18 protein-coding genes and 2 tRNA genes are annotated in these 22,590 nt (G+C 64.9%); 4 read left to right on the plus strand and 16 right to left on the minus strand.

Translation table 11 applies throughout. The annotated features are described in order from the left end of the window. Position 1: 1 nt before the first annotated feature. From VUN84_11420 to VUN84_11440, 5 genes are all read right to left on the minus strand, one after another. A complete protein-coding gene (locus VUN84_11420) occupies positions 2-730 on the minus strand; it encodes an ATP-binding cassette domain-containing protein (protein XAS62929.1) in 729 nt (242 codons plus the stop codon). 148 nt (positions 731-878) lie between these two features. Further along, positions 879-1,766 carry an ABC transporter permease gene (locus VUN84_11425; GenBank protein XAS62930.1) on the minus strand — a complete coding sequence of 296 codons (888 nt, stop codon included), beginning with the start codon at positions 1,764-1,766 and terminating at the stop codon, positions 879-881. Then, a complete protein-coding gene (locus VUN84_11430) occupies positions 1,766-3,466 on the minus strand; it encodes a glycosyltransferase family 4 protein (GenBank protein ID XAS62931.1) in 1,701 nt (566 codons plus the stop codon). Before VUN84_11430 ends, VUN84_11425 begins: the two co-directional genes overlap by 1 nt. Before the next feature lie 35 nt (positions 3,467-3,501). After that, positions 3,502-4,770, minus strand: a complete 1,269-nt coding sequence (locus tag VUN84_11435; protein XAS62932.1) for a glycosyltransferase family 4 protein — start codon at positions 4,768-4,770, stop codon at positions 3,502-3,504. An 868-nt stretch (positions 4,771-5,638) separates the two neighbouring features. Then, positions 5,639-6,679 carry an LCP family protein gene (locus VUN84_11440; GenBank protein ID XAS62933.1) on the minus strand — a complete coding sequence of 347 codons (1,041 nt, stop codon included), beginning with the start codon at positions 6,677-6,679 and terminating at the stop codon, positions 5,639-5,641. Positions 6,680-6,789: 110 nt separating this feature from the next. On the opposite strand from VUN84_11440, the gene VUN84_11445 reads away from it, so the two are divergent. Then, positions 6,790-7,293 carry a DUF3515 family protein gene (locus VUN84_11445; GenBank protein ID XAS62934.1) on the plus strand — a complete coding sequence of 168 codons (504 nt, stop codon included), beginning with the start codon at positions 6,790-6,792 and terminating at the stop codon, positions 7,291-7,293. Positions 7,294-7,296: 3 nt separating this feature from the next. Here the strand turns inward: VUN84_11445 and VUN84_11450 are convergent, their stop codons facing one another. From VUN84_11450 to murA, 4 genes are read right to left on the minus strand one after another with little or no spacing between them, the layout of a single operon-like run. After that, positions 7,297-8,442 carry a D-alanine--D-alanine ligase family protein gene (locus VUN84_11450; protein ID XAS62935.1) on the minus strand — a complete coding sequence of 382 codons (1,146 nt, stop codon included), beginning with the start codon at positions 8,440-8,442 and terminating at the stop codon, positions 7,297-7,299. Then, positions 8,443-9,495, minus strand: coding sequence for an NAD(P)H-dependent glycerol-3-phosphate dehydrogenase (locus VUN84_11455; protein ID XAS62936.1), 1,053 nt, complete (start codon positions 9,493-9,495; stop codon positions 8,443-8,445). Next, the gene (locus VUN84_11460) at positions 9,492-10,313 is read right to left on the minus strand and encodes a lysophospholipid acyltransferase family protein (protein ID XAS62937.1); all 822 of its coding nucleotides are present in this window, start codon (positions 10,311-10,313) and stop codon (positions 9,492-9,494) included. Before VUN84_11460 ends, VUN84_11455 begins: the two co-directional genes overlap by 4 nt. Positions 10,314-10,323: 10 nt before the next feature. After that, positions 10,324-11,649 carry a UDP-N-acetylglucosamine 1-carboxyvinyltransferase gene (gene murA / locus VUN84_11465; GenBank protein ID XAS62938.1) on the minus strand — a complete coding sequence of 442 codons (1,326 nt, stop codon included), beginning with the start codon at positions 11,647-11,649 and terminating at the stop codon, positions 10,324-10,326. Between the two features lie 368 nt (positions 11,650-12,017). Between murA and VUN84_11470 the strand changes: the two genes are divergently transcribed. Next, positions 12,018-13,235 (plus strand): hypothetical protein, encoded by a 1,218-nt coding sequence (locus VUN84_11470; GenBank protein XAS62939.1) that lies wholly within the window; start codon positions 12,018-12,020, stop codon positions 13,233-13,235. Positions 13,236-13,337: 102 nt separating this feature from the next. Here the strand turns inward: VUN84_11470 and leuD are convergent, their stop codons facing one another. Together leuD and leuC are read right to left on the minus strand one after the other, a co-directional pair. After that, positions 13,338-13,940 carry a 3-isopropylmalate dehydratase small subunit gene (gene leuD / locus VUN84_11475; GenBank protein ID XAS62940.1) on the minus strand — a complete coding sequence of 201 codons (603 nt, stop codon included), beginning with the start codon at positions 13,938-13,940 and terminating at the stop codon, positions 13,338-13,340. Between the two features lie 42 nt (positions 13,941-13,982). Beyond that, positions 13,983-15,437 (minus strand): 3-isopropylmalate dehydratase large subunit, encoded by a 1,455-nt coding sequence (gene leuC, locus VUN84_11480; GenBank protein ID XAS62941.1) that lies wholly within the window; start codon positions 15,435-15,437, stop codon positions 13,983-13,985. A gap of 125 nt (positions 15,438-15,562) precedes the next feature. Here leuC and VUN84_11485 point away from each other — a divergent pair, with 125 nt between their 5' ends. Together VUN84_11485 and VUN84_11490 are read left to right on the plus strand one after the other, a co-directional pair. Beyond that, positions 15,563-16,282: an IclR family transcriptional regulator gene (locus tag VUN84_11485; GenBank protein ID XAS62942.1), complete on the plus strand. Its 720-nt coding sequence runs from the start codon at positions 15,563-15,565 to the stop codon at positions 16,280-16,282. A gap of 15 nt (positions 16,283-16,297) precedes the next feature. Continuing rightward, positions 16,298-16,834, plus strand: a complete 537-nt coding sequence (locus VUN84_11490) for a DUF1697 domain-containing protein (GenBank protein XAS62943.1) — start codon at positions 16,298-16,300, stop codon at positions 16,832-16,834. 68 nt (positions 16,835-16,902) lie between these two features. On the opposite strand, the gene VUN84_11495 is transcribed toward VUN84_11490, so the two are convergent. The 5 genes from VUN84_11495 to VUN84_11515 all read right to left on the minus strand — a co-directional run bounded on the left by VUN84_11495 (position 16,903) and on the right by VUN84_11515 (position 22,505). Continuing rightward, positions 16,903-18,519, minus strand: coding sequence for a GTPase (locus VUN84_11495; protein XAS62944.1), 1,617 nt, complete (start codon positions 18,517-18,519; stop codon positions 16,903-16,905). Further along, a complete protein-coding gene (locus VUN84_11500; GenBank protein ID XAS62945.1) occupies positions 18,516-20,261 on the minus strand; it encodes a dynamin family protein in 1,746 nt (581 codons plus the stop codon). The genes VUN84_11495 and VUN84_11500 overlap by 4 nt, the downstream gene beginning before the upstream one ends. Before the next feature lie 98 nt (positions 20,262-20,359). After that, positions 20,360-20,432, minus strand: a tRNA-Glu gene (locus VUN84_11505). A gap of 129 nt (positions 20,433-20,561) precedes the next feature. Next, a tRNA-Gln gene (locus tag VUN84_11510) sits at positions 20,562-20,633 on the minus strand. Between the two features lie 171 nt (positions 20,634-20,804). Then, positions 20,805-22,505, minus strand: a complete 1,701-nt coding sequence (locus VUN84_11515) for a sialate O-acetylesterase (protein XAS62946.1) — start codon at positions 22,503-22,505, stop codon at positions 20,805-20,807. Between the last annotated feature and the right edge of the window lie 85 nt (positions 22,506-22,590).

Consider the following 22,590-nt stretch of genomic DNA (forward strand, 5'->3'; position numbering starts at 1 on the left):
CCTACCGGGACCGCTTCCAACCGTCAGCGAGCAGCGTGGTCCGCATTTCGGGCAGGCTCGCCATCAACTCGGCGCGGATCTTTCGCCCGTAGTCCGCATTGCCCTCATTCATGCGCCAAATAAAGTTTCTATATTCTTTTGCCACGTCCGCTGGGCTGCCGTCCATGATGAAGTCGCCTTTGTCGATCCAAAAGGCGCGATTGCACGTGTCCGTTATTGTTCCCAGACTATGACTGACCACGAACACAGTCCCAGCTTGGTTGGTCACTTGCTCCATCCGCTTCTTGGAGCGGTCCTTGAACTGCGCATCGCCCGTGTTGAGAGCTTCGTCGACCAGCAAAATCTCAGGGTCCACCGCGGCGGCAATGGCAAAGCGGAGGCGTGCACCCATGCCGGAGGAGTATGACTTCATTGGATGATAGATCTCGTGCTCCAGCCCGGACATCTCTACGATGTCATCGAACTTGGCGTCCACCTCAGCGTGGCTCATTCCCATCGCCAGGCAGCCGAGGCGAATATTTTGCGCGCCGGAGATCGACGAGATCAGGGCCGCGTTCACGCCCAGGAGGATGGGGTTGCTTGCGGCGTATACAGTGCCCTCGTCAGGAATGATGAGACCGGCCAATACTTTCATTAGGGTGCTCTTGCCCGAGCCGTTTCTGCCGATGACGCCGATCGAGTCACCTTGGTTGGCAACGAATGACACCTTGTTCAAGGCCGTGGTCTGCACTTGACCGGCTCCCCGCCGTCGCCCGCGCCATGCCTCGACGGCCGAAGTCCGGGAATTCGTTCTGCCGCCGGACTCGTTTTTTGTCCGGTAGACAACCGAAATGTCGTCTGCCACGACAGTCGGTTCAGGTAACGCGGGCGCTGTCAGGTCACTCATCCCAGACTCGGCCATAACGCTCCTCTCCTCGCCAGAAAACAACCAGGCCTGCTGCGACGGAGGCCAGCGCCCAGAGCGACAGCACGGCCCAGCTCCGCCAGGACGGGGTGGTGTCGTAAAGAACCGAGTCCCGCATGATCTTGATAACTAAGAACACCGGATTGAAGTCCATGATCGTGCGGAGCACGGGGTAGTTATCGAAGCGCTGCTCCGAAAAGAACACTGCGGAGGCGTACATCCAGAGACGCATGACAAAGGAGAGCAACATCCCCAGATCCGGGAATTTCAAAATGAGTGGAGCGAGCAGCATACCGATGCCCATATTGAACAAGAACTGCAAAAAGATCGCTGGAATTATCAAGAACCAGCGCCAGGAGATCACCTCAGCAGGTGGCGTAAAAATGATAAAAAGCAGCATCACAATGGTCACGGGCACGTTGGACAGCAACTCGCGCACGTTAAGGGCAATGGGCAGTGCTGCACGAGGAAATCGAAACGCCCGGATCATGGATGAATTGCTAGTGAGTGATTTCGCCCCGCCGAGGACTGATCGTGTGGTCATCTGGAACGTGAATACACCAATGATCAGGTATCCGATAAAGTTTTCAATACCTTTGCTCGTATTCAAGAGCAGCCCAAATATCAGGTAAAAACTCAAGCCGCTCAGCGCCGGGGTCAGGACCAGCCACGCGATACCGAGGTTCGTCTTGTCGTGGCCGCTTTGTACCCGTGCCCGAGCATCGAAGAAAATGAAACTGCGACGGTCCCAGAGCTGTACAAGATAGTCAAGCAGGCCCGGACGCTGACCGACCTTGGTGAGCTTGGCGAGGTTGACGGGCACAGAGACAACAGAAGCCTCGGGCTGTTCCTTGATGCTCATCAGATAAATACTCCCAGCTTTTCCAGCTCTGCTGCCAGCGCAACCACGTTGGCGGCCCATGTTCTTTCCCGTAACACTCGAGTCCTGCCTGCCGCCCCCATTTCCTGTGCCAGCGGTGGATTCGACAACAACTCCTCGATTGCTTCCGCCAACGCTCCCGGATCACCGGCCTTAGCCAGGCACCCAGTTACGCCGTCTTCTACAATCTCCGCCAGAGCGGGCAGCCTGCTTGCCACCACCGGGCGGGCACATGCCATTGCCTCCACCGGTTTGAGGGGCGTCACAGACCTCGTCACTTCGAGATCCTGACGAGGCACTACAAAAACATCCAGAGCCTGGTGGTAGCGCACTGCCTGCTCTCGGTCCACCCTCCCCGAGAAGATGATCCGTTCACCGAAGCCCGACTCGAGGGCTAGCCCCTCCAGCGCCGACCTGGATAGCCCATCTCCCACTATGAGTAATTTGAGATCCGGAAAACGGGGGGCCAACAGTATGAAGGCCTCTATGAGATACTCGAGGCCTTCATAGGCTACCAAACTACTAACCGTGCCGATGTATTGTCCGCTTTCGTTGAGCCCAAGCTCACGCCGCGCGCTGACCGTATCCAGCGGCTCTCCGAGGTAGCCGCCGCCCACGGCATTGGGGGCTATCAGTACCTTTGCCGCCGGGATGCCAGCCGCAACGATGTTGGCCTTCATCGCCGTTCCCAACGTCACCACCAGGTCCGCGTCCTGCATTACCTCGGCCTCGCGTTCCTGGAAAAGCCGGTACCGTTCGCTCTCCCTTGCCGCCTTTCCCCGTGTTGATGCCCAGGTGTCAGCTAGTTGCCCGCGCACCTCGTACACCCAGGGGATGCCGACAGCCTGAGCCACGGCGCGGACCGTTACGGCGTTCACGTAGTGCGTGGTGGTATGCAGGACGCTGGGCTTGAACTCCAGGACCAAGTCCAACAATTGCTCGGCTTGCTGCTGCAGCCGCGCGTCGAGGGTTGCGGCCAGTCGGTGCGGTAGAAGCCGCCGATAGCGGATCCCGTCCACCACGTCGATGGACCTGGCGAGGATTTTACCCACCTGGACCGGATAGCCAAGTCTGGTCACGGCGAGGACCTCCCAGCCGGCAGCTTGTTGCGCCATGAGGATGGAATGGGACCGCTGAGCATAGCCGCTTGAGGTGTGCGGCAAAGAATTGGTCAACAGGTGCAGGACGCGGCCGGGTACGGCATTGTAGCTTCTGGGCTCGAGCATGGGTGTTGCACCAGACAAGACGGTAAGTTCAGCCGCCAGCCTGGCACGTTGCCCGCGGCCGGCAGGAGCGTTATCTGGCAGGACCGCGACGGCGTCGCTCACGGCGCCGTCGTACCAGAATCGCCGCGCGCGGACCCGGGCAAGGCCAGGTGTCCCTTCCACACGGGCCAGGAAGTTGTCAGCCTCGGCGGGCAGGTGGGCGGCGAGGGCCACGTCGGCGAGCCGCAAGGCTCGCTCGCCCACGACGTTTGCGTCGGCTGCCAGTTGGAGTCGTCGCTGCAGTTCAGCGTGGTCCCCTGTTACCAGGCACGCAATGAGGCTCGGGAGGGCCGCGGAGCGCCGGGGCGTGAGACGTAGAACTGCCACGGAGAGCTGGCGTACCAGCCGCGTCGGAAATCTGCGGCTGAACTGCAGGAGCAGCAACAAAGGGTCGTCAGTCAGGTGGCTGCTTGCCACGCCTGAAGCCAAGCTGATGTTCCGAAAAAACTGAATCATCGGGGAGAGACCGGCTTCCGGCTGAGCAGCTCCTCGATTTGCCCCATGTAGCGTTCCGCAAGCAGCGAGTAATCGGCGTGCTCCTTGACCCACTGCCGGCTGGTTCCGTCACGGACCAGCCGCGAACGGTCTGCGGCCAATTCGCGCCAGAGCTGGGCGACTGCCTCTGGACTGCTGGGCACGATGTCCCCGGCCTCGGCGTCTTCAACAATGCGTGCGGCCTCACCCTTGACGACGGCAGTTATGTGACGGCCGATGGCCAGGACTTCGTACGTTTTGGACGGAATGGTGGTCTCAAACGACTTCCAGTCATCGCGCAGCGAAACAATGCAGGTGTCCGCGGAGGCATAGCGGTCCATTACGTCCTGGCCATGCATGGACGGATGGAACGTCACGGGCGCTTTCAGTTCAGCAGCGAGTTTCTTGAGAGCAGGGCTCTGGGTGCCATGGCCCACGAGATGCAGGTGCATGGCATCTCCTACCAAGGCGCTGGCCCGAATCACCACGTCCAGCCGTTGGCTTTCGCCGTGGTTCCCGAGATAGAGCGCTTCGAATACATCCCGTTCCGGCTCCGGGGAAACCAGGAAGGGGATGGTGTCAACGTGAAGGCCGTTGCTCACAGTGGATACATTCTTCAGTCCCCGCGTCCGCAGGGTGTCGGCAAAGCCCTCCGTCACGGTCACCACGAGATCCGCGCGTTTCTGGACGAACTCCACGGCCCGTTCCACGATGCTCTTTACCCGGCCGCGCACCATGCGGGAGTCTCGGGCAAGGTCCGGCCAGGCGTCGCGCATTTCCACGATCAGGGGAACGCGCCGCAACCGGGCGAGAAGATACCCGGCGGCAAGGATCGGGAGGCTGGGTGCCGTCGCGATCACCACGTCCGGCCGGCGCGTCAGGAGACCGAGCGGAACCGACATAGCCGCGGAGAAGCACTGGTCCAGCAATCTGGCGAGGTGCGAGTTCCCGTGGGGCAAGTACGGGACCCGTCGGATCAGCTCGGTGAATTGCCCTTCCTGCCTTCGAAAGGCATGTCCGGCCTGGTCGCGAGGAAGCTCCCGCCGGCCTACGGGAAAGTGCGCCACGGGCGTGACCACATCGAACTCCCAGCCCGAGGCGCAGAACTCGCGAAGCAACGCGGTCCAGCGGCGCTGGGGAGGGCTGTTCTCCGGCCAGTAAGAGTGGGCAAGCAGGGTCACCCGGACAGGTCGAAGCTGGGCTTCCCCGCCTGCCTCTGTAGTGCTGGCAGTCTGAAGACGCGGCATGCCGGCCTATTTCCCGGACCTGGAAGCAGGGCGGGTCCCCTTGGAGCCAAGGGCTCGGAAGTACGCAAAGCCCGCGCCAAGCAGCGCAAGCACTGTAAGCAACTGGACAATGAAGGGGCTGCCCGTCGCGGCCACTGCCTCGGTCGGAATTCCATTGCCCGCCTTGGGGGCTGCCGTGGACGCCGTCGGGCGCGTTGCGGACGGCTTGGTGGGTGTGGCGGTCGGCGACGGGGTTGACGTTGGTTCCGTCGTCGGCTCTGGGGAAGGCTCTGGTGCTTCCTGCGTCGGCTCCGGAAGTGCAGGGACGACCGGTGCTGCCGTGGTGGGTACTGGCACCACCGGCACGGGAACGGGGTCCACCACAACGGGTGGGACTACGACTATTGCAGGAGGAACTTCGGGGGCTGGCGGGGGTACAGGAATGCTGGGGACAGACGGCTCCGGCGCGGGAGGCTGAGCTGGCGTCGTATCCGTCGGTATCGGTGCGGGATCTGACGGAACAGGAGTAGCAGTCGGCGATTCGGTGGCGGTCGGTGCAACGACCACCGGACCCGCGTCAGGAGAGGTGTTGTCCTCAGCGTAGGCCGCCGGCGCTCCCAGAGTGAGGGCGAGAACGAAGGCGGCCGCCACTGCGGACGTAGGTACGAAGCCAGTCGCCGACAAGCGACGGGGAAATTCCCTTTGCGATGTATCCAAGTGCTCCCCCAGGCCGTTCCAGTTCGTTACGTTGCGGTGTTCGTCGTCGAACCTTGATGAGGCGCCGCTAGGAGATAGTAACGCCAACGTGTAATCATACCTGTTCCGCCGGGCGCGACGCTCGGAACCACCGATACTGAGGGAAATCCTTGCCCGCTCCGCCACCCGGGCCCTACTTTGCTAGTCCGGCGTCCTGCACATAGGAACCCAATGAATTCTCGGTCAGGGCCTTCCCGATATTCTTGATTGCCGCGTCGTCACGGAGGACAATCGACTGGCCGTCATTGGAGGTACCAACACCCAGGGTGGGCAAAGTAAAGCTGACGACGTCGGAGCCGCGGACATCCCGAAGCCCGATGGCCAGGGAACCGGCAGCAGCGGCGTCAAGGGACTTATCGGCACTGATGTACGGCGAGACCGTATCCACCAGGCTGCTGATTCTACCGGGGTTGGTCAGCGTCTCAGCGGTGAGGAATTTGGTCATGAGGGCTTTTAGGAAGAGCTGCTGATTCTTGACGCGCTGGTAGTCGCCGTCGCTGAATGCTTTGCGTTCCCGCACGAACGCGAGTGCCTGTTCTCCGCTCAGCTGCTGCTTACCCTCGGCGAAAGAGAACTGTTTGGTATTGAAGGCCACGGGCACGTTCACGTTGACCCCGCCCAGGGCATCCGTCATGGCCTTGAAGCCTTCGAAGTCGATGACCGCCACGTGGTCGAGCCTGGTGCCGAACATTCCTTCCAGCGTCTGAACCACCAGAGGAATGCCGCCCAACGCCATGGCAGCATTCATCTTTGCCTCGCCACGTCCGGGGATCTGCACCCACGTATCGCGCATGATGGACATCATGTAAATGTTCTTGTGGTCCTTGGGGATGTGAACCCACATCATGGTGTCTGAACGCTGGTCCGACGAGTCGCCGGCCTCGGCTGACCCCAGCGCTGCGGCGCGGCTGTCGCTCCCCAGGAGCAGAAAGTTGGTGGCACCGGCCTCCACTTTTGCGGGCCGTGCAGTCTCGGCTGGGAACGCCTGTTCAATCTTCTGCGACTTGGAGTTGAAACTGTTGGCCAGGTTGACGGCGTAGACGCCGGCGCCTAGTGCCACCACGAGAAAAACAGCTACGAAACCCAGGAGCACGTTGCGGGCAGTTTTCTTCTTCTTTGTCCCGGTTCCCAGTGGCTCCTCGGGAGGAGTCCGATTTTCGACGACAGAGACCATGTGTTGCTTCCCAACTCTAACCACGGTGGACATAAACGGCTCGGCCAAGTATGCCACGGACGCCTCTTCGGCTTGTGAATGGCGGCCGCACACCGGGATAGGGTTGAAGGATGCAGCGCTCCCGTTTCCCGGCACCCGCCCGTTCGTTCCGCATTCTGGCCACGGCGGCGGCTACCGGAATCCTGCTGAGCGCCTGCGCTCCCGTGGTCGACGTCGCCCCGGCCAAGGACGCCGCGAATGCCGCGTGCGCGCCCATGATGGTGGCGCTGCCGGATGCGATTGGCGAGTCGAAGCTGCGCAAAACGAACAGCCAGGCGACGGCGGCCTGGGGCGATCCGTCGCTGGTTATCCTGCGCTGCGGGGTCAACGTTCCCGGGCCCACGACGGACCGCTGCGTCAGCGTCAACGGCGTCGACTGGGTCATCAAGGAAGGCGACCCGGTGTGGACGCTGACCACGTTCGGCCGCGAACCTGCCACCGAAATTCTCATGGACCCGGACAAGATCAGTTCGGCCACCGTCCTCGCCGACCTAGCGGCGGCTGCCGCCAAGGTGCCGGCCGCGCGGAACTGCGTGGGCCAGGCTGACCTGCAGAGCGTCCCGCCGGGCCAGTAGCGGTTAGCGCAGGCCGGTCCTGCGGTGCAGCGCCAGGTGGATGAGCTCGTCGATCAGCTCGGCGTAGCCCACACCGGATGCCTGCCACATCTGCGGGTACATGCTTTTGGGCGTGAACCCGGGCATGGTGTTAATCTCGTTAATGATCAGCGCACCCTCGGGTGTGTAGAAGAAGTCCACCCTGCTCAGGCCTTCGGCGCCGACGGCGTCGAACGCGACCGCTGCCAGCTCGCGGACCCTCGCGATGGCCTCGTCCGGAAGGTCCGCCGGGCAGCTGAGGGCCGCGGCGTCGTCGACGTACTTGGCGTTGAAGTCGTAAAAGTCGTGGCCGCCGCCGGCCACAGAAATTTCACCGGGCATGGACGTGCGGGGAGCATCGGTCCCCCGGCCCTCCAGCACAGCGCACTCAATCTCGCGGCCCACGATGCCGGCCTCGATCACCAGCTTCGGGTCGTGTTCGCGGGCGGCCTCTATCGCTGCGTCCAGCCCCTCGAGCGTGTCCACCTTGGAGATGCCCATGGAGGACCCTGCCCGGGCGGGCTTGACGAAGACCGGGAAACCGAGCTGGTCCACGCGCTTGCGTACGGTCTCCGGGTCATTGCGCCACTGCCGGTCGGTGACGGCAATATACGGCCCCACCTGCAGGCCGGCGGACTCGAAGACCACCTTCATGAAGTGCTTGTCCATACCGACAGCGGACGCCAACACCCCGGCGCCTACGTACCGGGTGTCGGAAAGTTCCAGGAAGCCCTGGATGGTGCCGTCCTCGCCGAACGGGCCGTGCAGCAGCGGGAACACCACATCAACCGTGCCCAGCTCCTGCGGAACGGTATTGGGCGACGCGACGATCAGCTGGTGTTCACCGCCGATCTCGGTCAGCGCCACGGTCTGCGTCGAGGACGCGACCTCGGGCAACGACGTCGCCGACAGTGACCATTCCTGGGTGTCTCCGGAGGCCAGGACCCATTGGCCGGTTTTGGCAATCCCGATCGGAATTACCTCGTACTTCGTCTGGTCGATGGCGCCCAATACCCCGGCCGCCGTTACGCAGCTGACAGCGTGTTCGCTGGAACGGCCGCCAAACAGCACTGCCACACGCGGCCGGCGTCGGCGGCTCGGGCCCGCTGTGCTCACGATTTCTTCAGACACTCAGTGATCGCCTTCCGGTTTCAGGTCACGGGACAGCAGCAGCGGCCCCAGTTCATCAACGGACAGTTTTCCGGCCAACACGGCCACCACCGCAGCGGTGATGGGCATCTCGACGCCCAGCTTACCGGCCAGCTCATTGACGGCCTGGGCGGACTTGATGCCCTCGGCCGTCTGGGTCATTTCGGCCGTGACCTCCTCGAGGGTCAGGCCCTTGCCGAGCAGCCGTCCGGCGGTGTGGTTCCGGGACAGCGGCGAGGAGCAGGTGGCCACGAGGTCGCCCAGGCCTGCCAGCCCCGCCATGGTCCGGGCGTCGCCGCCGAGGGCCAGTGACAGCCGTGAGGTCTCGGCAAGTCCGCGGGTGATGACCGAGGCCTTGGTGTTGTCGCCCATTTGCTTGCCTTCGCAGATGCCTACGGCCAGGGCGATGATGTTCTTGACGATCCCGCCGATTTCGACGCCGACGACGTCGGAGGTCGTGTAGGGGCGAAAGTACGGCGCGGTGCAACTCCGTGCTACCCAGCCCGCCGCCCCGGAGTCGGCGCAGGCCACCACGGAGGCGGTGGGCTCTTCCCGCGCGATTTCCATGGCGAGGTTGGGACCGGAGACGACGGCCACCTGCTCGGCCGGGATCCCCAGCTCTTCGCAGATTGCTTCGCTCATCCGGGCGTCGGAGTGCAGTTCAAGCCCCTTCATCAAAGAGACCACCAGCGCCCCAGGCTCCACGAAGCCTTTCCACTCGCGCAATTGCGGGCGCAGCGTTTGAGCGGGTACGGCCAGCACCACAAGATCCGCACCGGCGAGGACCTCCGCGACGTTGGTGGACGCGCTGATGGTGGGCGGAAGGGCAATGTCTTTGAGGTACTGCTCGTTCCGGTGTTTCACGTTGATCTGCTCGACAACTTCGGCGCGCCGGCCCCAGAGCCGGATGTCACGTTCGACGCCGGAGGCTGTGGCCGCGTCGGCGAGGATCTTTGCGAACGTGGTTCCCCAGGAGCCGGCTCCGAGCACGGCTACCCGGGTGGCCGATCCCGTCACCCGGATGTCCGCCGTCACTCGGTGCCGTCCGCGCCCGCGGCCGCCCCGGCGTCGGAACCGCCGGCTGCGGAACCGCCGTTCTTCGCACCCGTAGTGCCGCCCTGATCGATGATGCGGCCATGCGTGGATTGGTTGTGGGCCGACGGGTCCCAGCGGACCAGTGGAGGCTGCCCGCCGCGAAGGGTGGCCAGGAGTTCGGTGATGGCGTCCATGATCACGTGGGTTGCTTCGCTGAGGGTGGCTTTATCCAACGGCCGTCCGGCGAAGGCGCTGAGGTCGACGGGGTCGCCGACCACCAAACGTGAGGTTTTCCGTGGGAAGACGTGGAAGCGCTTGGCGTAGCGGGGCAAGACCTCGTGGGCTCCCCAGTGGGCCATCGGGACCACGGGGATTCCGCTTTCCAGCGCCATGCGCGCGGCCCCGGTGTGGCCTTTCATGGGCCACAGCTCAGGGTCCCGGGTGAGGGTGCCCTCGGGATAGATGATGATGGCGCCGCCCCCATTCACTACCACTTTGGCAATCTGAAGCGAGCGGTTTGCGCCCGCTGACGAGCGTTCCACCGGGATCTGTTTGGTGGCGCGGAGCACGAATCCCAAGACGGGGACTTTGAACAGCCCTGCCTTGGCAAGGAAGTGTGGCATCCGTTGCTGGTTGTACAGCATGTGGCCCACCACCAGGGGATCTATCTCGGTGCAGTGGTTGGGCGCCGCGATGAACCCGCCGTCGGGCAGTTTCTCAAGTCCGATCCACTGCTTGCGCATGAGGAGGTTCATCGCGGGCCGGACGATTCCGGCCACCACCACAAAGGTGATGTGGCTTTTGGCCGTTTCTTTCACGTGCTCCCCGCTACTTTTCCGTGGTGATGTCGAAATCGGCGCCAAGGCCGGCGAGCTTTTCCGTGAAGCGCTCGTAGCCGCGGTTAATGATGTCGATTCCGGTAACGCGCGAGGTGCCGTTGGCGGCGAGGGCAGCGATCAAGTGGCTGAACCCGCCGCGGAGGTCCGGCACGTCGATGTCGGTGCCGGTCAGTTGGGTGGGACCGGAAATCACGGCTGAATGCAGAAAGTTGCGCTGCCCGAAACGGCAGGGGACACTGCCGAGGCATTCGCGGTGGACCTGGATGTTGGCGCCCATCCGGATCAGCGCCTCCGTGAAGCCGAAGCGGTTCTCATACACGGTTTCGTGCACGATCGACACGCCGTCGGCCTGGGTCAGGGCCACAATGAGCGGCTGCTGCCAGTCGGTCATGAAACCGGGGTGCACGTCCGTCTCCAAGACCAGCGGGTTGAGCTTGCCGCCCTTGTGATAGAAACGGATGCCATCGTCGCCGATGTCCATCCCGCCGCCCACCTTGCGGTAGGTGTTCAGGAAAGTCATCATGTCGCGCTGGGTGGCGCCCTCAACGAAGATGTCGCCGCGGGTGACGAGGGCGGCGGATGCCCAGGACGCTGATTCGTTGCGGTCCGACAGCGCACGGTGGTTGTAGCCGCCGAGATCCGGGACGCCCTCGATCCGGATGGTGCGGTCAGTCTGGACGCTGATGATGGCGCCCATTTTCTGCAACACCGCAATGAGGTCAACGATCTCCGGCTCGGTGGCCGCACCGGAGAGCTCGGTGATGCCCTCGGCCCGCGTGGCGCTCAGCAGGACCTGTTCGGTGGCTCCGACAGAGGGGTAGGGCAGGGAGATTTTGGCACCCTTGAGCCCGTCGGGTGCGGAGATGTGGATGCCGCCGGGACGCTTTTCGACAACGGCACCGAACTGCCGCAGCACGTTCAGGTGGTAGTCGATGGGCCGGTCGCCGATCTTGCAGCCGCCCAAGTCCGGGATAAACGCCTCGCCGATCGCATGGATCAAGGGACCGCACAGCAGGATCGGGATGCGGGAATCACCGGCGTGTGCGTCGATCGCCGTGTGGGAGGCGGTCTTGGCGTTGGTGGGATCGAGGGTCAGATCCCCGGTGACGGGGTCCTTCTCAACCGTCACGCCGTGGAGTTGAAGCAGGCTGGTGACAACCTCGACGTCCTTGATTTCGGGAACGTTGCGCAACACGGACGGCTCATTACCCAGCAGGGCAGCCACCATAGCTTTAGGGACAAGATTCTTGGCCCCACGCACGGTGACGCGGCCAGTTAGCGGGACGCCTCCGCGGATTGTCAGAACACTACTCATATACCGGTTTCCTCACGATCACTTGCCCCCAAATCCTTACCAAGGCACCTGCTAAGCATAGGAGCTTGCGTTACCGATCTGAAATACGGCACGGCTGTGCGCCTCGGTTGACGGCGCGTGTGCAGCCGGAGACGTTAGAGCTCGACCGTCCGCTACGATCACGAAGTCCGCTCTTGCGGATGCACACTTGGCGGTGGTCTCAAGCCGCACTACACCCGGGGGTCTTTAATTTCGTGAACGCTAGATCTAAACTATTCCGCACAGCAATGGCAACTTCTCTCGCCATCGCTGCTGTCCTCTCGTTAGCAACGGCGCCAACGGCCTCGGCCGCTTCAGATGTGTCGGGGCCAGTTCTCTTCAGCCCCAAAGTGACGCCAACAACTCTCAACATCGCAACCGGACCGGCCAACATCAAGGTATCCCTCCGACTCACGGACCAGACCGGAACCAGCGCCCCCGTCGTAACCCTCGGCCACGACCTCACCGGACAAAGCTACGGCTTTGGCCGCATGAGCCTCATCGCCGGCACCCCCAAAGACGGCATCTGGGAACGGACCATGACCATCCCCCAAGGCGCTGCCACCGGCACCTGGAACGTCACCCTCTACCCACTCAGCGACACACTCGGAAACTCATCCACCAACTTCCAGGACCTCGCCACCATCAACGTCACCGGACCAGCTTCGGATGTGTCGGGGCCAGTTCTCTTCAGCCCCAAAGTGACGCCAACAACTCTCAACATCGCAACCGGACCGGCCAACATCAAGGTATCCCTCCGACTCACGGACCAGACCGGAACCAGCGCCCCCGTCGTAACCCTCGGCCACGACCTCACCGGACAAAGCTACGGCTTTGGCCGCATGAGCCTCGTCGCCGGCACCCCCAAAGACGGCATCTGGGAACGGACCATGACCATCCCCCAAGGCGCTGCCACCGGCACCTGGAACGTCACCCTCTACCCACTCAGCGACACACTCGGAAACTCATCCACCAACTTCCAGGACCTCGCCACCATCAACGTCACCGCGGTTCCGGATAAGTCGACATTGACAGCGGCCCCAGCACCCAAAATCACGGGTATCACCAAGGTCGGTTCCACACTCACCGTGGCCCCTGGGACCTGGTCACCGGTGCCCGTCGGTCTCTCCTACCAGTGGTACCGCTCTGGCACTGCCATTACCGGTGCCACCTCGGTCACTTACAAACCCACAGCGACCGACACAGGCACGACTTTGACAGTGCGGGTCACCGGCCGGAAATCCGGCTACACCACCACAACACGGACCTCACCAGCAACCGCGCCCATCGCCGCCGGAACACTGTCGGCCCCAGCACCCAAAATCACGGGTATCGCCAAGGTCGGTTCCACACTCACCGTGACCTCGGGCACCTGGTCACCGGCGCCCGTCGGTCTCTCCTACCAGTGGTACCGCTCCGGCACTGCCATTACCGGTGCCACCGCGGTCACCTACAAGCCCACAGCAACCGACGCAGGCAAGACCTTGACAGCGCGCGTCACCGGCCGGAAATCCGGCTATACAACCGCATCACGGACCTCACCAGCAACCCTAAGCGTCAGCCGGTGACTCTGGGATAGCGGCTTGCACGAAGCTTCAGGCACAGGTGCCGCCGTCGAACCTTCTCGACGGCGGCACCTTGTCTCGGCGACCAGTTCAGATCAGCTACCCTCAGGACAGCCTGGCGGGCAGTGTTTTGGGCATGAACGCGGGCCGGGTGGCCTCGAAAGCGGTGATGTCTTCCTCGTGTTTGAGGGTCAGGCCGATGTCGTCCAGGCCCTCGAGGAGCCGCCAGCGGGTGTAGTCGTCAATCTCGAACGGGGCCACGATGGTGCCGCACTGGACGGTCTTGGACACGAGGTCCACGGTGACGGCGGTGCCGGGGGCGTTTTCGAGTTCCTTCCAGATGAGCTCGATGTCGTCCTGGGCCAGTTCCGCGGCGAGGAGACCCTGCTTGCCGGAGTTGCCGCGAAAGATGTCCGCGAAACGGGAGGACAGCACGGTCTTGAAGCCGTAGTCCTTCAGTGCCCAGACGGCGTGCTCCCGCGAGGAGCCGGTGCCAAAGTCCGGACCGGCCACCAGCACGGAGCCGGCGTTGAAGGGTTCCTGGTTCAGGATGAACGCCGGATCCTTCCGCCAGCCCGCGAAGAGGGCGTCCTCGAAGCCGGTGCGGGTGATGCGCTTGAGGTAGACGGCCGGGATGATCTGGTCCGTGTCGACGTTGCTTTGGCGCAGCGGGACGCCGACGCCGGTGTGGGTGGTGAACTTTTCCATGGCGGATCCTTCGGTGCTGTGGGGATCGGAGACGATCGGAGGCTAGGCTGCGTCGGCCCGGACCGCGGCGGACGCCGGGGCGGGGTCCAGGTCCGAGGGTGAGCTCAGGGTGCCGCGCACCGCCGTGGCGGCGGCCACCACCGGGGAGACCAGGTGGGTGCGCCCGCCCTTGCCCTGGCGGCCCTCGAAGTTGCGGTTCGAGGTGGAGGCGCAGCGCTCCCCCGGTTCCAGCTGGTCCGGGTTCATGCCCAGGCACATTGAGCAGCCGGCGAAGCGCCATTCGGCGCCGAAGTCCTTAAAGACCTTGTCCAGGCCTTCGGCTTCGGCCTCGAGCCGGACGCGGGCGGAGCCGGGCACCACGAGCATCCGGACGTTGGGGTCCTTGGCCCGGCCGCGGATGATGTCCGCTGCCGCGCGGAGGTCCTCCATCCGGGAGTTGGTGCAGGAGCCCAGGAAGACGGTGTCCACCCGGATTTCCTTCATGGGGGTGCCGGCTTCCAGGCCCATGTACTGCAGTGCCCGTTCCGCGGCGGCCTTGGCGTTCTCGTCGCCGAAGTCCTCAGGTGAGGGCACCTTGGCGGAAAGGGACACGCCCTGGCCGGGGTTGGTCCCCCAGGTCACGAACGGTTCCAGCGTGTCGGCGTCGAGGTCCACCTCGACGTCGAACGTTGCGTCGTCCTCGGTGCGCAGGGTGTTCCAGTACTCGACGGCGGCATCCCACTCGGTGCCCTGCGGTGCGTGCGGGCGGCCGGACATGTAGTCGTACGTGGTCTGGTCCGGGGCAACGAGTCCGGCGCGGGCGCCGGCTTCGATGGACATGTTGCAGATGGTCATCCGGGCTTCCATGGACAGCGCCCGGATCGCGGAGCCGCGGTATTCCAGCACGTAGCCCTGCCCGCCGCCGGTGCCGATCTTGGCGATGACCGCCAGGATGATGTCCTTCGCTGATACGCCGGGGCGCAGGGTGCCCTCAACGTTGATGGCCATGGTCTTGAACGGCTTCAGGGACAGCGTCTGGGTGGCCATGACGTGCTCCACCTCGGAGGTGCCGATGCCCATCGCCAAAGCACCGAAGGCCCCGTGGGTGGAGGTGTGGGAGTCGCCGCAGACCACGGTCATGCCTGGCTGGGTGAGGCCAAGCTGCGGCCCGACCACGTGGACGATTCCCTGCTCGGCGTCCCCGAGCGAGTGCAGCCGGACGCCGAATTCCTGGCAGTTGTTGCGCAGGGTCTGGATCTGCGTGCGGCTGGTGAGATCGGCGATTGGCTTGTCGATGTCCAGCGTGGGAGTGTTGTGGTCCTCGGTGGCGATGGTGAGGTCCGGCCGGCGCAGTGGGCGCCCGGCGAGCCGGAGGCCCTCGAAGGCCTGTGGCGAGGTCACCTCGTGCACCAGGTGGAGGTCGATGAAGAGAAGGTCGGGCTGGGCGTTGGCTCCTTCGCCATCGCCTTTGCGCACCACGTGCGCGTCCCAGACTTTCTCGGCCAGTGTCTTTGCCACGGCCATCTCCCTTCACTGCGGTGTTCCGTACTTGCGGGCTTGTTCTCTCCACTGAATCAGCACGCCCGCGTCATGCGCCAGCGCGTTGACTTGCATCTCAGATAATGAGACGGCAATATCATTACATGGACAATTCTAGTGGCGTCGGTGTCATCGATAAAGCGGCCCATGTGCTTGATGCACTCGAGGCCGGGCCCACCACCTTGGCGCAGCTGGTGGCAGCCACGGGTCTGGCGAGGCCCACCGTGCACCGGCTGGCCCTGGCACTGGTCCACCATCGCCTGGTCAGCCGCGACATCCAAGGCAGATTCGTGCTCGGCAGCCGCCTCGTGGAGCTCGCCTCCGCCGCGGGCGAGGACCGCCTGATCGCCTCCGCCGGGCCGGTTCTGATGCAGTTGCGCGACGCCACCGGGGAAAGCGCCCAGATTTTCCGGCGGCAGGGTGAATGGCGCGTCTGCGTCGCCTCCGCCGAGCGGCCCATCGGCCTGCGCGACACCATTCCCGTCGGCACGCAGTTGTCCATGAAGGCCGGCTCCGCTGCCCAGGTGCTGCTGGCGTGGGAGGACCACGACCGGCTTCTGGAGGGCCTGCAGTCCGCCCGTTTCACCCCCACCGTGCTGGCCGGTGTCCGACGCCGGGGCTGGGGCCAGAGCCTCGGCGAACGCGAGCCGGGGGTCGCCTCCGTTTCGGCCCCGGTGCGCGGTCCGTCCGGCCGGGTGATCGCGGCAGTGTCCATCTCCGGCCCGATCGAACGCCTCACCCGCCAGCCCGGCAGGCTCCACGCCGAAGTGGTCTGCAACGCGGCCCGGGTGCTGACCGAGGCGCTGCGCAAGACCAACGACTAGCCCTATGCTGTCCGCATGAGCAGTTACGCAGTGTTCCTCCGCGGCGTCAACGTGGGCGGCATCACCATCAAAATGGCCGACCTGAAGCAAGCTCTGGCATCCCGTCCATTCTCGAAAGTAAGGACGCTCCTGGCGAGCGGCAACGTGGTACTCGCCAGCGGGCTGCCGTCCGCCGGGGTGAAGAAGGAATTCGAGGCGTGCCTGCGGGAGGTTTTCGGGTACGACGCGTGGGTGGTGGTGCTGCCGGCGGACCGGGTGGGTGACCTGGTGGCGGCGTGCCCCTACCCTGCCGACGACGCGTCCACCCATACCTATCTCACCCTCGGCTCGGACAGTGGCGTTCTGGCCGAACTCCTGGAGGCCGGCCGTGCCCTCGACGGCGCGCAGGTCACTGCGCTGGGACCTGAGGCGCTGGCTTGGCTGGCGCCGGCAGGCGGCACCCTGGACAGTCCGTTCAGCAAGCTCTCGTCAAAGCCGAAGTACAAGGCCTCCACCACCACCCGCAACCTGCGCACCATGATCAAGGTCCGCGACGCAGCCGCTGCCCTATAGAAGCGAGCTGTGGGCGGCCCGGTCAGAGGGGCCGCACGCTCACCGGCAGCTGCGAACGCCGTACAGGCTTAGCGCGCCGCGGCCTGTATTGCCTTATTGAACGAGGCCAGCCGGGAAACCTCCAGCGCCACGGGCTCCACCACCCGATCATCCGCCACCGCAGCGACGGCAGCCTTCAGCCGTCTCCGGGCGGTCGCGCCGCGACCCCGTGCTGCGAGGCCGGCGATGAACTTCGCCAGGAGGGCAAGGGCAATTCCGAGCAGCGCCCCACCGGCGATCATGATGGTAGGCAGCGGCCAGCCCTGCTCGCGCGGAACCTCGGGCACAGGAAGTTGAAAGTAGCCCAGCCCCGCGAGCACGCCCAGCCAGGCGAAGCCGCCAAACGCTGTCAGCAGCGCCAGCCATTGCACGATATTGAACGGCGTCCACCACCATGCCTTGCTCCCGGCCTTCAGCTCAGTGGACGCGACGGCCTGATCCAGCGCATCCGGCAGCTGTTCCCGGCCCTCGCGGGCGGCGCCCCGGATGACAGAGCGCCAAGGGCCAGGAGCGCCGTCAGAGGCGGCGTCGGCGAAGGCCCGCACTGCAGCGTCTGTGCGGGCACGCTCGGGGGCGCCTGCCGGCGGCAACGACGTGCGGTTCACCGCCGGGCTGGCGCCCCCGCGGCGGAGGTTCAACCGGCGGAGCGGATCGGGGCGGAAGCGGACCAGCCAGCGCGTGACGGGCCAGCCCGTGCGGCGGGTGGACTCCAGCTGGTAGGACCGGACGACGGCGTCCACCACCACGGGGACGTTCGCCGCGACAGCGAGTTCCTCCGCCAGCCGGGACCTCGTGGCCGCCGTGGCCCCGGCCGCCTCCCCCGTTCCCGAGGCTTGGGCGAGCAGTGCAGCGGCGCGGCTGACGTCTGCGCCGAGGCGTTGTGACTGGGCCTGACGCTGCGTGGCCACCTGCCGGATGGCGGCCCGCACGTTGCCAACGCCGGTTCCTACGACGGCGGAGGCGCCGAGGACCTGGACCTTGCCCAACCCGTCCCGGGCCAGGATGCCTTTCAGGGATTCCAGCACGGCCGGGACGTCCCGGTCCGGCAGGCGGTCGATCTGGTTCAGCACCACCAGCGTGACCGCGCCATGCGAGGCCAGCGGGGTGAGGAAGTCGTTGTGGACTGCGGCGTCGGCGTACTTCTGTGGATCGAGGACCCAGATCAGGACATCCACGAGCCCCACCATCCGTTCCACAATCTCCCGGTTGGCGGCGCGGGTGGAGTCAAAGTCGGGCAGGTCCAGGAGGATCAGGCCCGTGTCCTCAGCGGCGAGCCCCGGTACGGGACTCGCGTGATGCCGGTTCCGGACCTCCAGCCAGTCCAGGAGTTCGTCGCTGCCCTCGGCTCCCCAGATGCCGGCCAGCGGCTCGGAGGTGGTGGGCCGGCGGGCGGCCGCCGTGGCGATTTCCGCTCCGCTGACAGCGTTGAAGAGGGAGGATTTTCCGCTGCCTGTCGCTCCGAAGAAGCCCACGACGGTGTGGTCCGCTGAGAGGGAACGCCGGGAGCCCGCCCGGTCCAGGACCTGGAGCACGGCGTCCAGGTCCTCGTCGGGGAGAGCCCCGGCGGCCAGTTCCCGTGCCTGGTTCAGCGCGTCGAGCCTGCGGTCCAGCCGGGTAGCTTCGACGGCGGCGGCGTGGCGGCTCATGCGGAGGCCGCCAGCCGGCGAAGGGCCGCGGCGTGGCCGGCGAGCACTGCCGGTTCCAGCCCGATGGAAGGTGCGAGCCGGTCCAGAAAGCGCTGCTGTTCTTGCTGAAGCAGGTTCTGGCAGCGGAAGTGGAGGTCCTCGCGTGCCGTCTTGGCGAGACGGCGGACCGCGTCCTCACCGAACACCGCTTCGAGCAGCCGCTGGCCGGCAATGGCCGTACCTCCGGCAACGCCGACTTCCAGCCCGGTCAACCCGGCGGTCATGGAGAACACCACGATCATGAGGGCGGCGCCGAGGCCGTTAATGCCGAAGGACAGCCAGCGCGCCTGCGTGCGTTTGCCCTGCCCCTCGGTCCGGATCAGTTCCATCAGGCTCCCCTGCCAGGCTCTGATCTCGGCGGCGGCTTTCTCGGCGAACCCGTCGGAAGTCCCGGAGAGTTCGTCGTTGCCCAGCAGTTGGCGGCCGGCCGGATCGGAGCGCCAGCGTCCGTCCGCATCGTCGCCCGCGTTGGCGGCCTCATCGATGATGACGGCCTGCAGGCCGGTCTCGATCGCCGTCTCGACCCGTACGGCCGGTGCCGGTTCGCCGCGGAAGAACGCGCCCATCCGGTCACGGAACCGGCCGATGTTTTGTTCCATGGCCCGGAAGAACTCGCCCGTGCCCACAAAATCCTGCCACCGGGCCAGGACCTCACCCCGCAGCAGTGCACCATCACGGGTGGCCTCGAGAATTCTGATGACGGCGTCCTCGTAGGCGCCTCGGGCATCGCCGGCGAGGACGTCAGCGGCATGCTCCTGGGCCCCGGCGGCGTTCGCCGCCGCCTCCACCCGCTCCCCCAGCGCCTTGACCGTTCCGTTGAGGGTCCTCCTGGCGATGTCGGCGCGCCCTGCGGCGTCCGCGGCAAGTTCCTGCAGCCAGAGCCGCAACGGTTCCACGGCCGGGGCCGGCAGCATCCCCATGCTGTCCAGGGCGGCTTCGGGGACAACGAAGAAGCGCGCCGCGCCAAGGCCTTGCCTGCTGAGCATGGACTGCAGGTCGGCACTGACCTCGGATTCGGCGGCCGCCGGGACCCGGTCCAGGACCACCGCCACCGTGATGTCCCGGGAGGCCGCGTCGAGCAGCAGCCGCCAGGGGACGGCGTCGGCATAGCGGTTGGCGGTGGTGACGAAGATCCAGAGGTCAGCCGCCGCCAGCAGTTGCCCCGCGAGCTTGCGGTTATCGGCGGAGATCGAGTCGACGTCGGGCGCGTCCAGCAGCGCTATTCCTTCCGGCACCGCGGCGTCGGCAACAAGCACCAGCGAGGTGATCGCCGCCGCGTCCGGAGTGGGGCCGGCCTGGCTGGCGGGCAGCGGCTCCCGGTTCACCGTGCCGCGGATCCGGCTCAGGCCCGGGAGCACCCGCTGGCCTTCGAACCAGCGCCCGTCAGCCGGGTGGTGGAGCAGGATGGGCTGGCGGGTAGTGGGCCGGATGGCACCGGCCCGGGTGACCGCATGTCCCACGAGGCCGTTCACCAGGGTCGATTTCCCGGCCCCGGTGGAGCCCCCCACCTCAGCAAGCAGCGGAGCGTCCAGGCTGCGGTATCGGGGCAGGATGTAGTCCTCAAGCTGGGCGAGGGCGTTGCGGATGTCGCGCCGGGCCTCATCGGCGCCGGGCAGTGCCAGGGGCAGTTCGTTTGACGCCAGATCACGGTAGACGGCGTCCAGCAGTTCGACTGCCTGGCTGGTGGTTTCGTCGGAGCTCACTGGACAATCATGCCAGTGTTGGGCTCACCAGATCCGTCCACCGGTGCCCGTGGCAACGAAAAACGGCCCCGGGCTGATGCCCGGGACCGTTTCATCTGTGACCCCAGCGGGATTCGAACCCGCGTTACCGCCGTGAGAGGGCAGCGTACTAGGCCGCTATACGATGGGGCCGCGTACTCTCCAGAACAGCATTTCTGCCATTCGCGCTCAGTGATTATTTCATCCACTCAGCAAGTGGTTCAAACCGGCGAACCGGCCTAAACCCCTGATTAGCCGCGGTGTACCGCGGATTTTTCAGAGCTGGGATACCAGGACTCGAACCTAGAATGACGGTACCAGAAACCGTAGTGTTGCCAATTACACCATATCCCAATGATACTTTCGGGCTGGATTCGAGGGTCTAAACCCGCGCTCCCGGCGCCTCAGCACGAGTAATTACTTTACCCGAGAGTTTCCGTCTGTACAAATCGAGCCCTCAAGCGTCGACCGTGGCCGGGGCGCCGATCCCAGGGCGGCGGGGAACCTGCAATTTCGGCGCGCCGCTTAGTACCCCGCTCCGGCGCTCGCGAGCGTTCCGGACAAACTGATCTTCAGGCCGGCGGAGGTCCTGGTGACGGTGGAGTAACCCGCCTTGGCGCCTGTAACTTTCGCGGTGATCGTCCTGCCCGAGTCACTGCCACTAGGAGTGTAGGTGACACCGGTTGCCCCGCTGATTTTCACTTGTGAGCGGTACCACTGATAGGACAGGCTGACCGGCGCCGGACCCCAAGAGCCGGCCGCTACGGTCAGCTTCGCCCCGACTCTCGCGGCACCGCTAATCACGGGAATCGCAGGTGTCAGCGTCCCAGGCGTAATTATCTTCACGCCGGAGGAAGTTCTGGAGATCGTGGAGTAGCCGGATTTGGTTCCGCTGACCTTTACGGTGATGGTCCGACCCAGCTCGGCCCCACCCGGGGTGTAGGTGGGGCCGGTGGCACCGCTGACCTCTATGTGCGAGCGATACCACTGGTAGGACAGGGTGACCAGCCCCGGACCCCACGAACCAGGCACCGCAGTAAGCGGGGCCCCCACTTTGGCGGCACCAAATATTGCGGGCGTGGCCGACGTAAGGGTGCCGGGCGTGCTGATCTTCACGCCCGGGGAAATTCTGGAAACTGCGGCATAACCGGCTTTGATGCCGGTAACCTTCACCGTGATGGTCCGATCCAACTCCGTGCTCCCGGGTGTGTAAGTAGCACCGGTGGCACCGCTGACGGCCACATTCGAGCGGAACCACTGATACGTCAGGGAGACCGGCGCCGGGCCCCAGATTCCAGGAAAGGCTGTGAGTCTGACGCCCACCTTTGACCCGTCGATTATGGTCGGAGCCGACCCCGAGAGCGAAGTGGGCGGAGGGCTGGTGGCCTGCTTGAATGCGTCGAGATAGGTCCTTCCAAGGTATTCCACGCCCTTCCGGGAGAGATGGGTCGTATCGCCTACGTTGATGCCGCCCGTCGTGGACGGGGCAAAGCCGGTTCCGGCCACCCGGGACGGCGTTTCGAAGTGTGCCCTGTCCACGTTCATGCGGCCGGGAGTTGCCGCGATTCCCTCCGGCGCCATGCGCCCAACGACGAAGGGCAGGCTGGGTGCCGCCAACCCGGTTCTCAGCGTAGAGATGAGCTTATCCAGCATGACGCTGTATGCCGCCGTCGAAGTCGACGAGTTGTTTTCTCCTTGATGCCAAAGCACACCCTGGAGCACGACGACGTAACCGGCTGCTCGCGCTGCCGCCATGCCCGCGACCGCCTGAGACACGGCTTTCGCGGGCAGGTCATACTCTGGCGACGAGGCCGCACCCACAGACCACGTGGGAGTGTTTGGCGTACTCGTGAACCCAGTTCCGCCGTAGGCTGCCGGGATAAGGAGCACACCCACGTTAGAGGGCTGCGCCGCCAAGTATTCACGGGCGAATGTTGTTGCCGGGGAGATGCCGGTGGCGGTGTCGAACATATCCAGGGGAACCGTCGCTAGACGCAGCGTCCGGACCTTGGCGCCGAACTGGAATATCCGCGTGTCCGCCAGGTCCTCGGTGGAAAAACCCGGAAGGCCGCGTCCGGACATATTTGACTGCCCTGCGGCCAAGAAAACGTGCAGGACAGTAACCTGCGATTGGGCGTGCCCTGGCGTCACGCCGGCCATCATGAGGGCACACACCGCGAGACCCAGCACCAGCCGTCGCAGCCGCCCGCCTGTAGACGCCTTCACGAACACCACCCCCGTAGTCGACCGGGTGGCGCCTCAATGGGACTTCATCGCGGAAGCCGAAACATCCCCCCAGAACCAGCTGTGG

This window comes from Micrococcaceae bacterium Sec5.8, assembly GCA_039636775.1.
GTDB lineage: Bacteria > Actinomycetota > Actinomycetes > Actinomycetales > Micrococcaceae > Arthrobacter.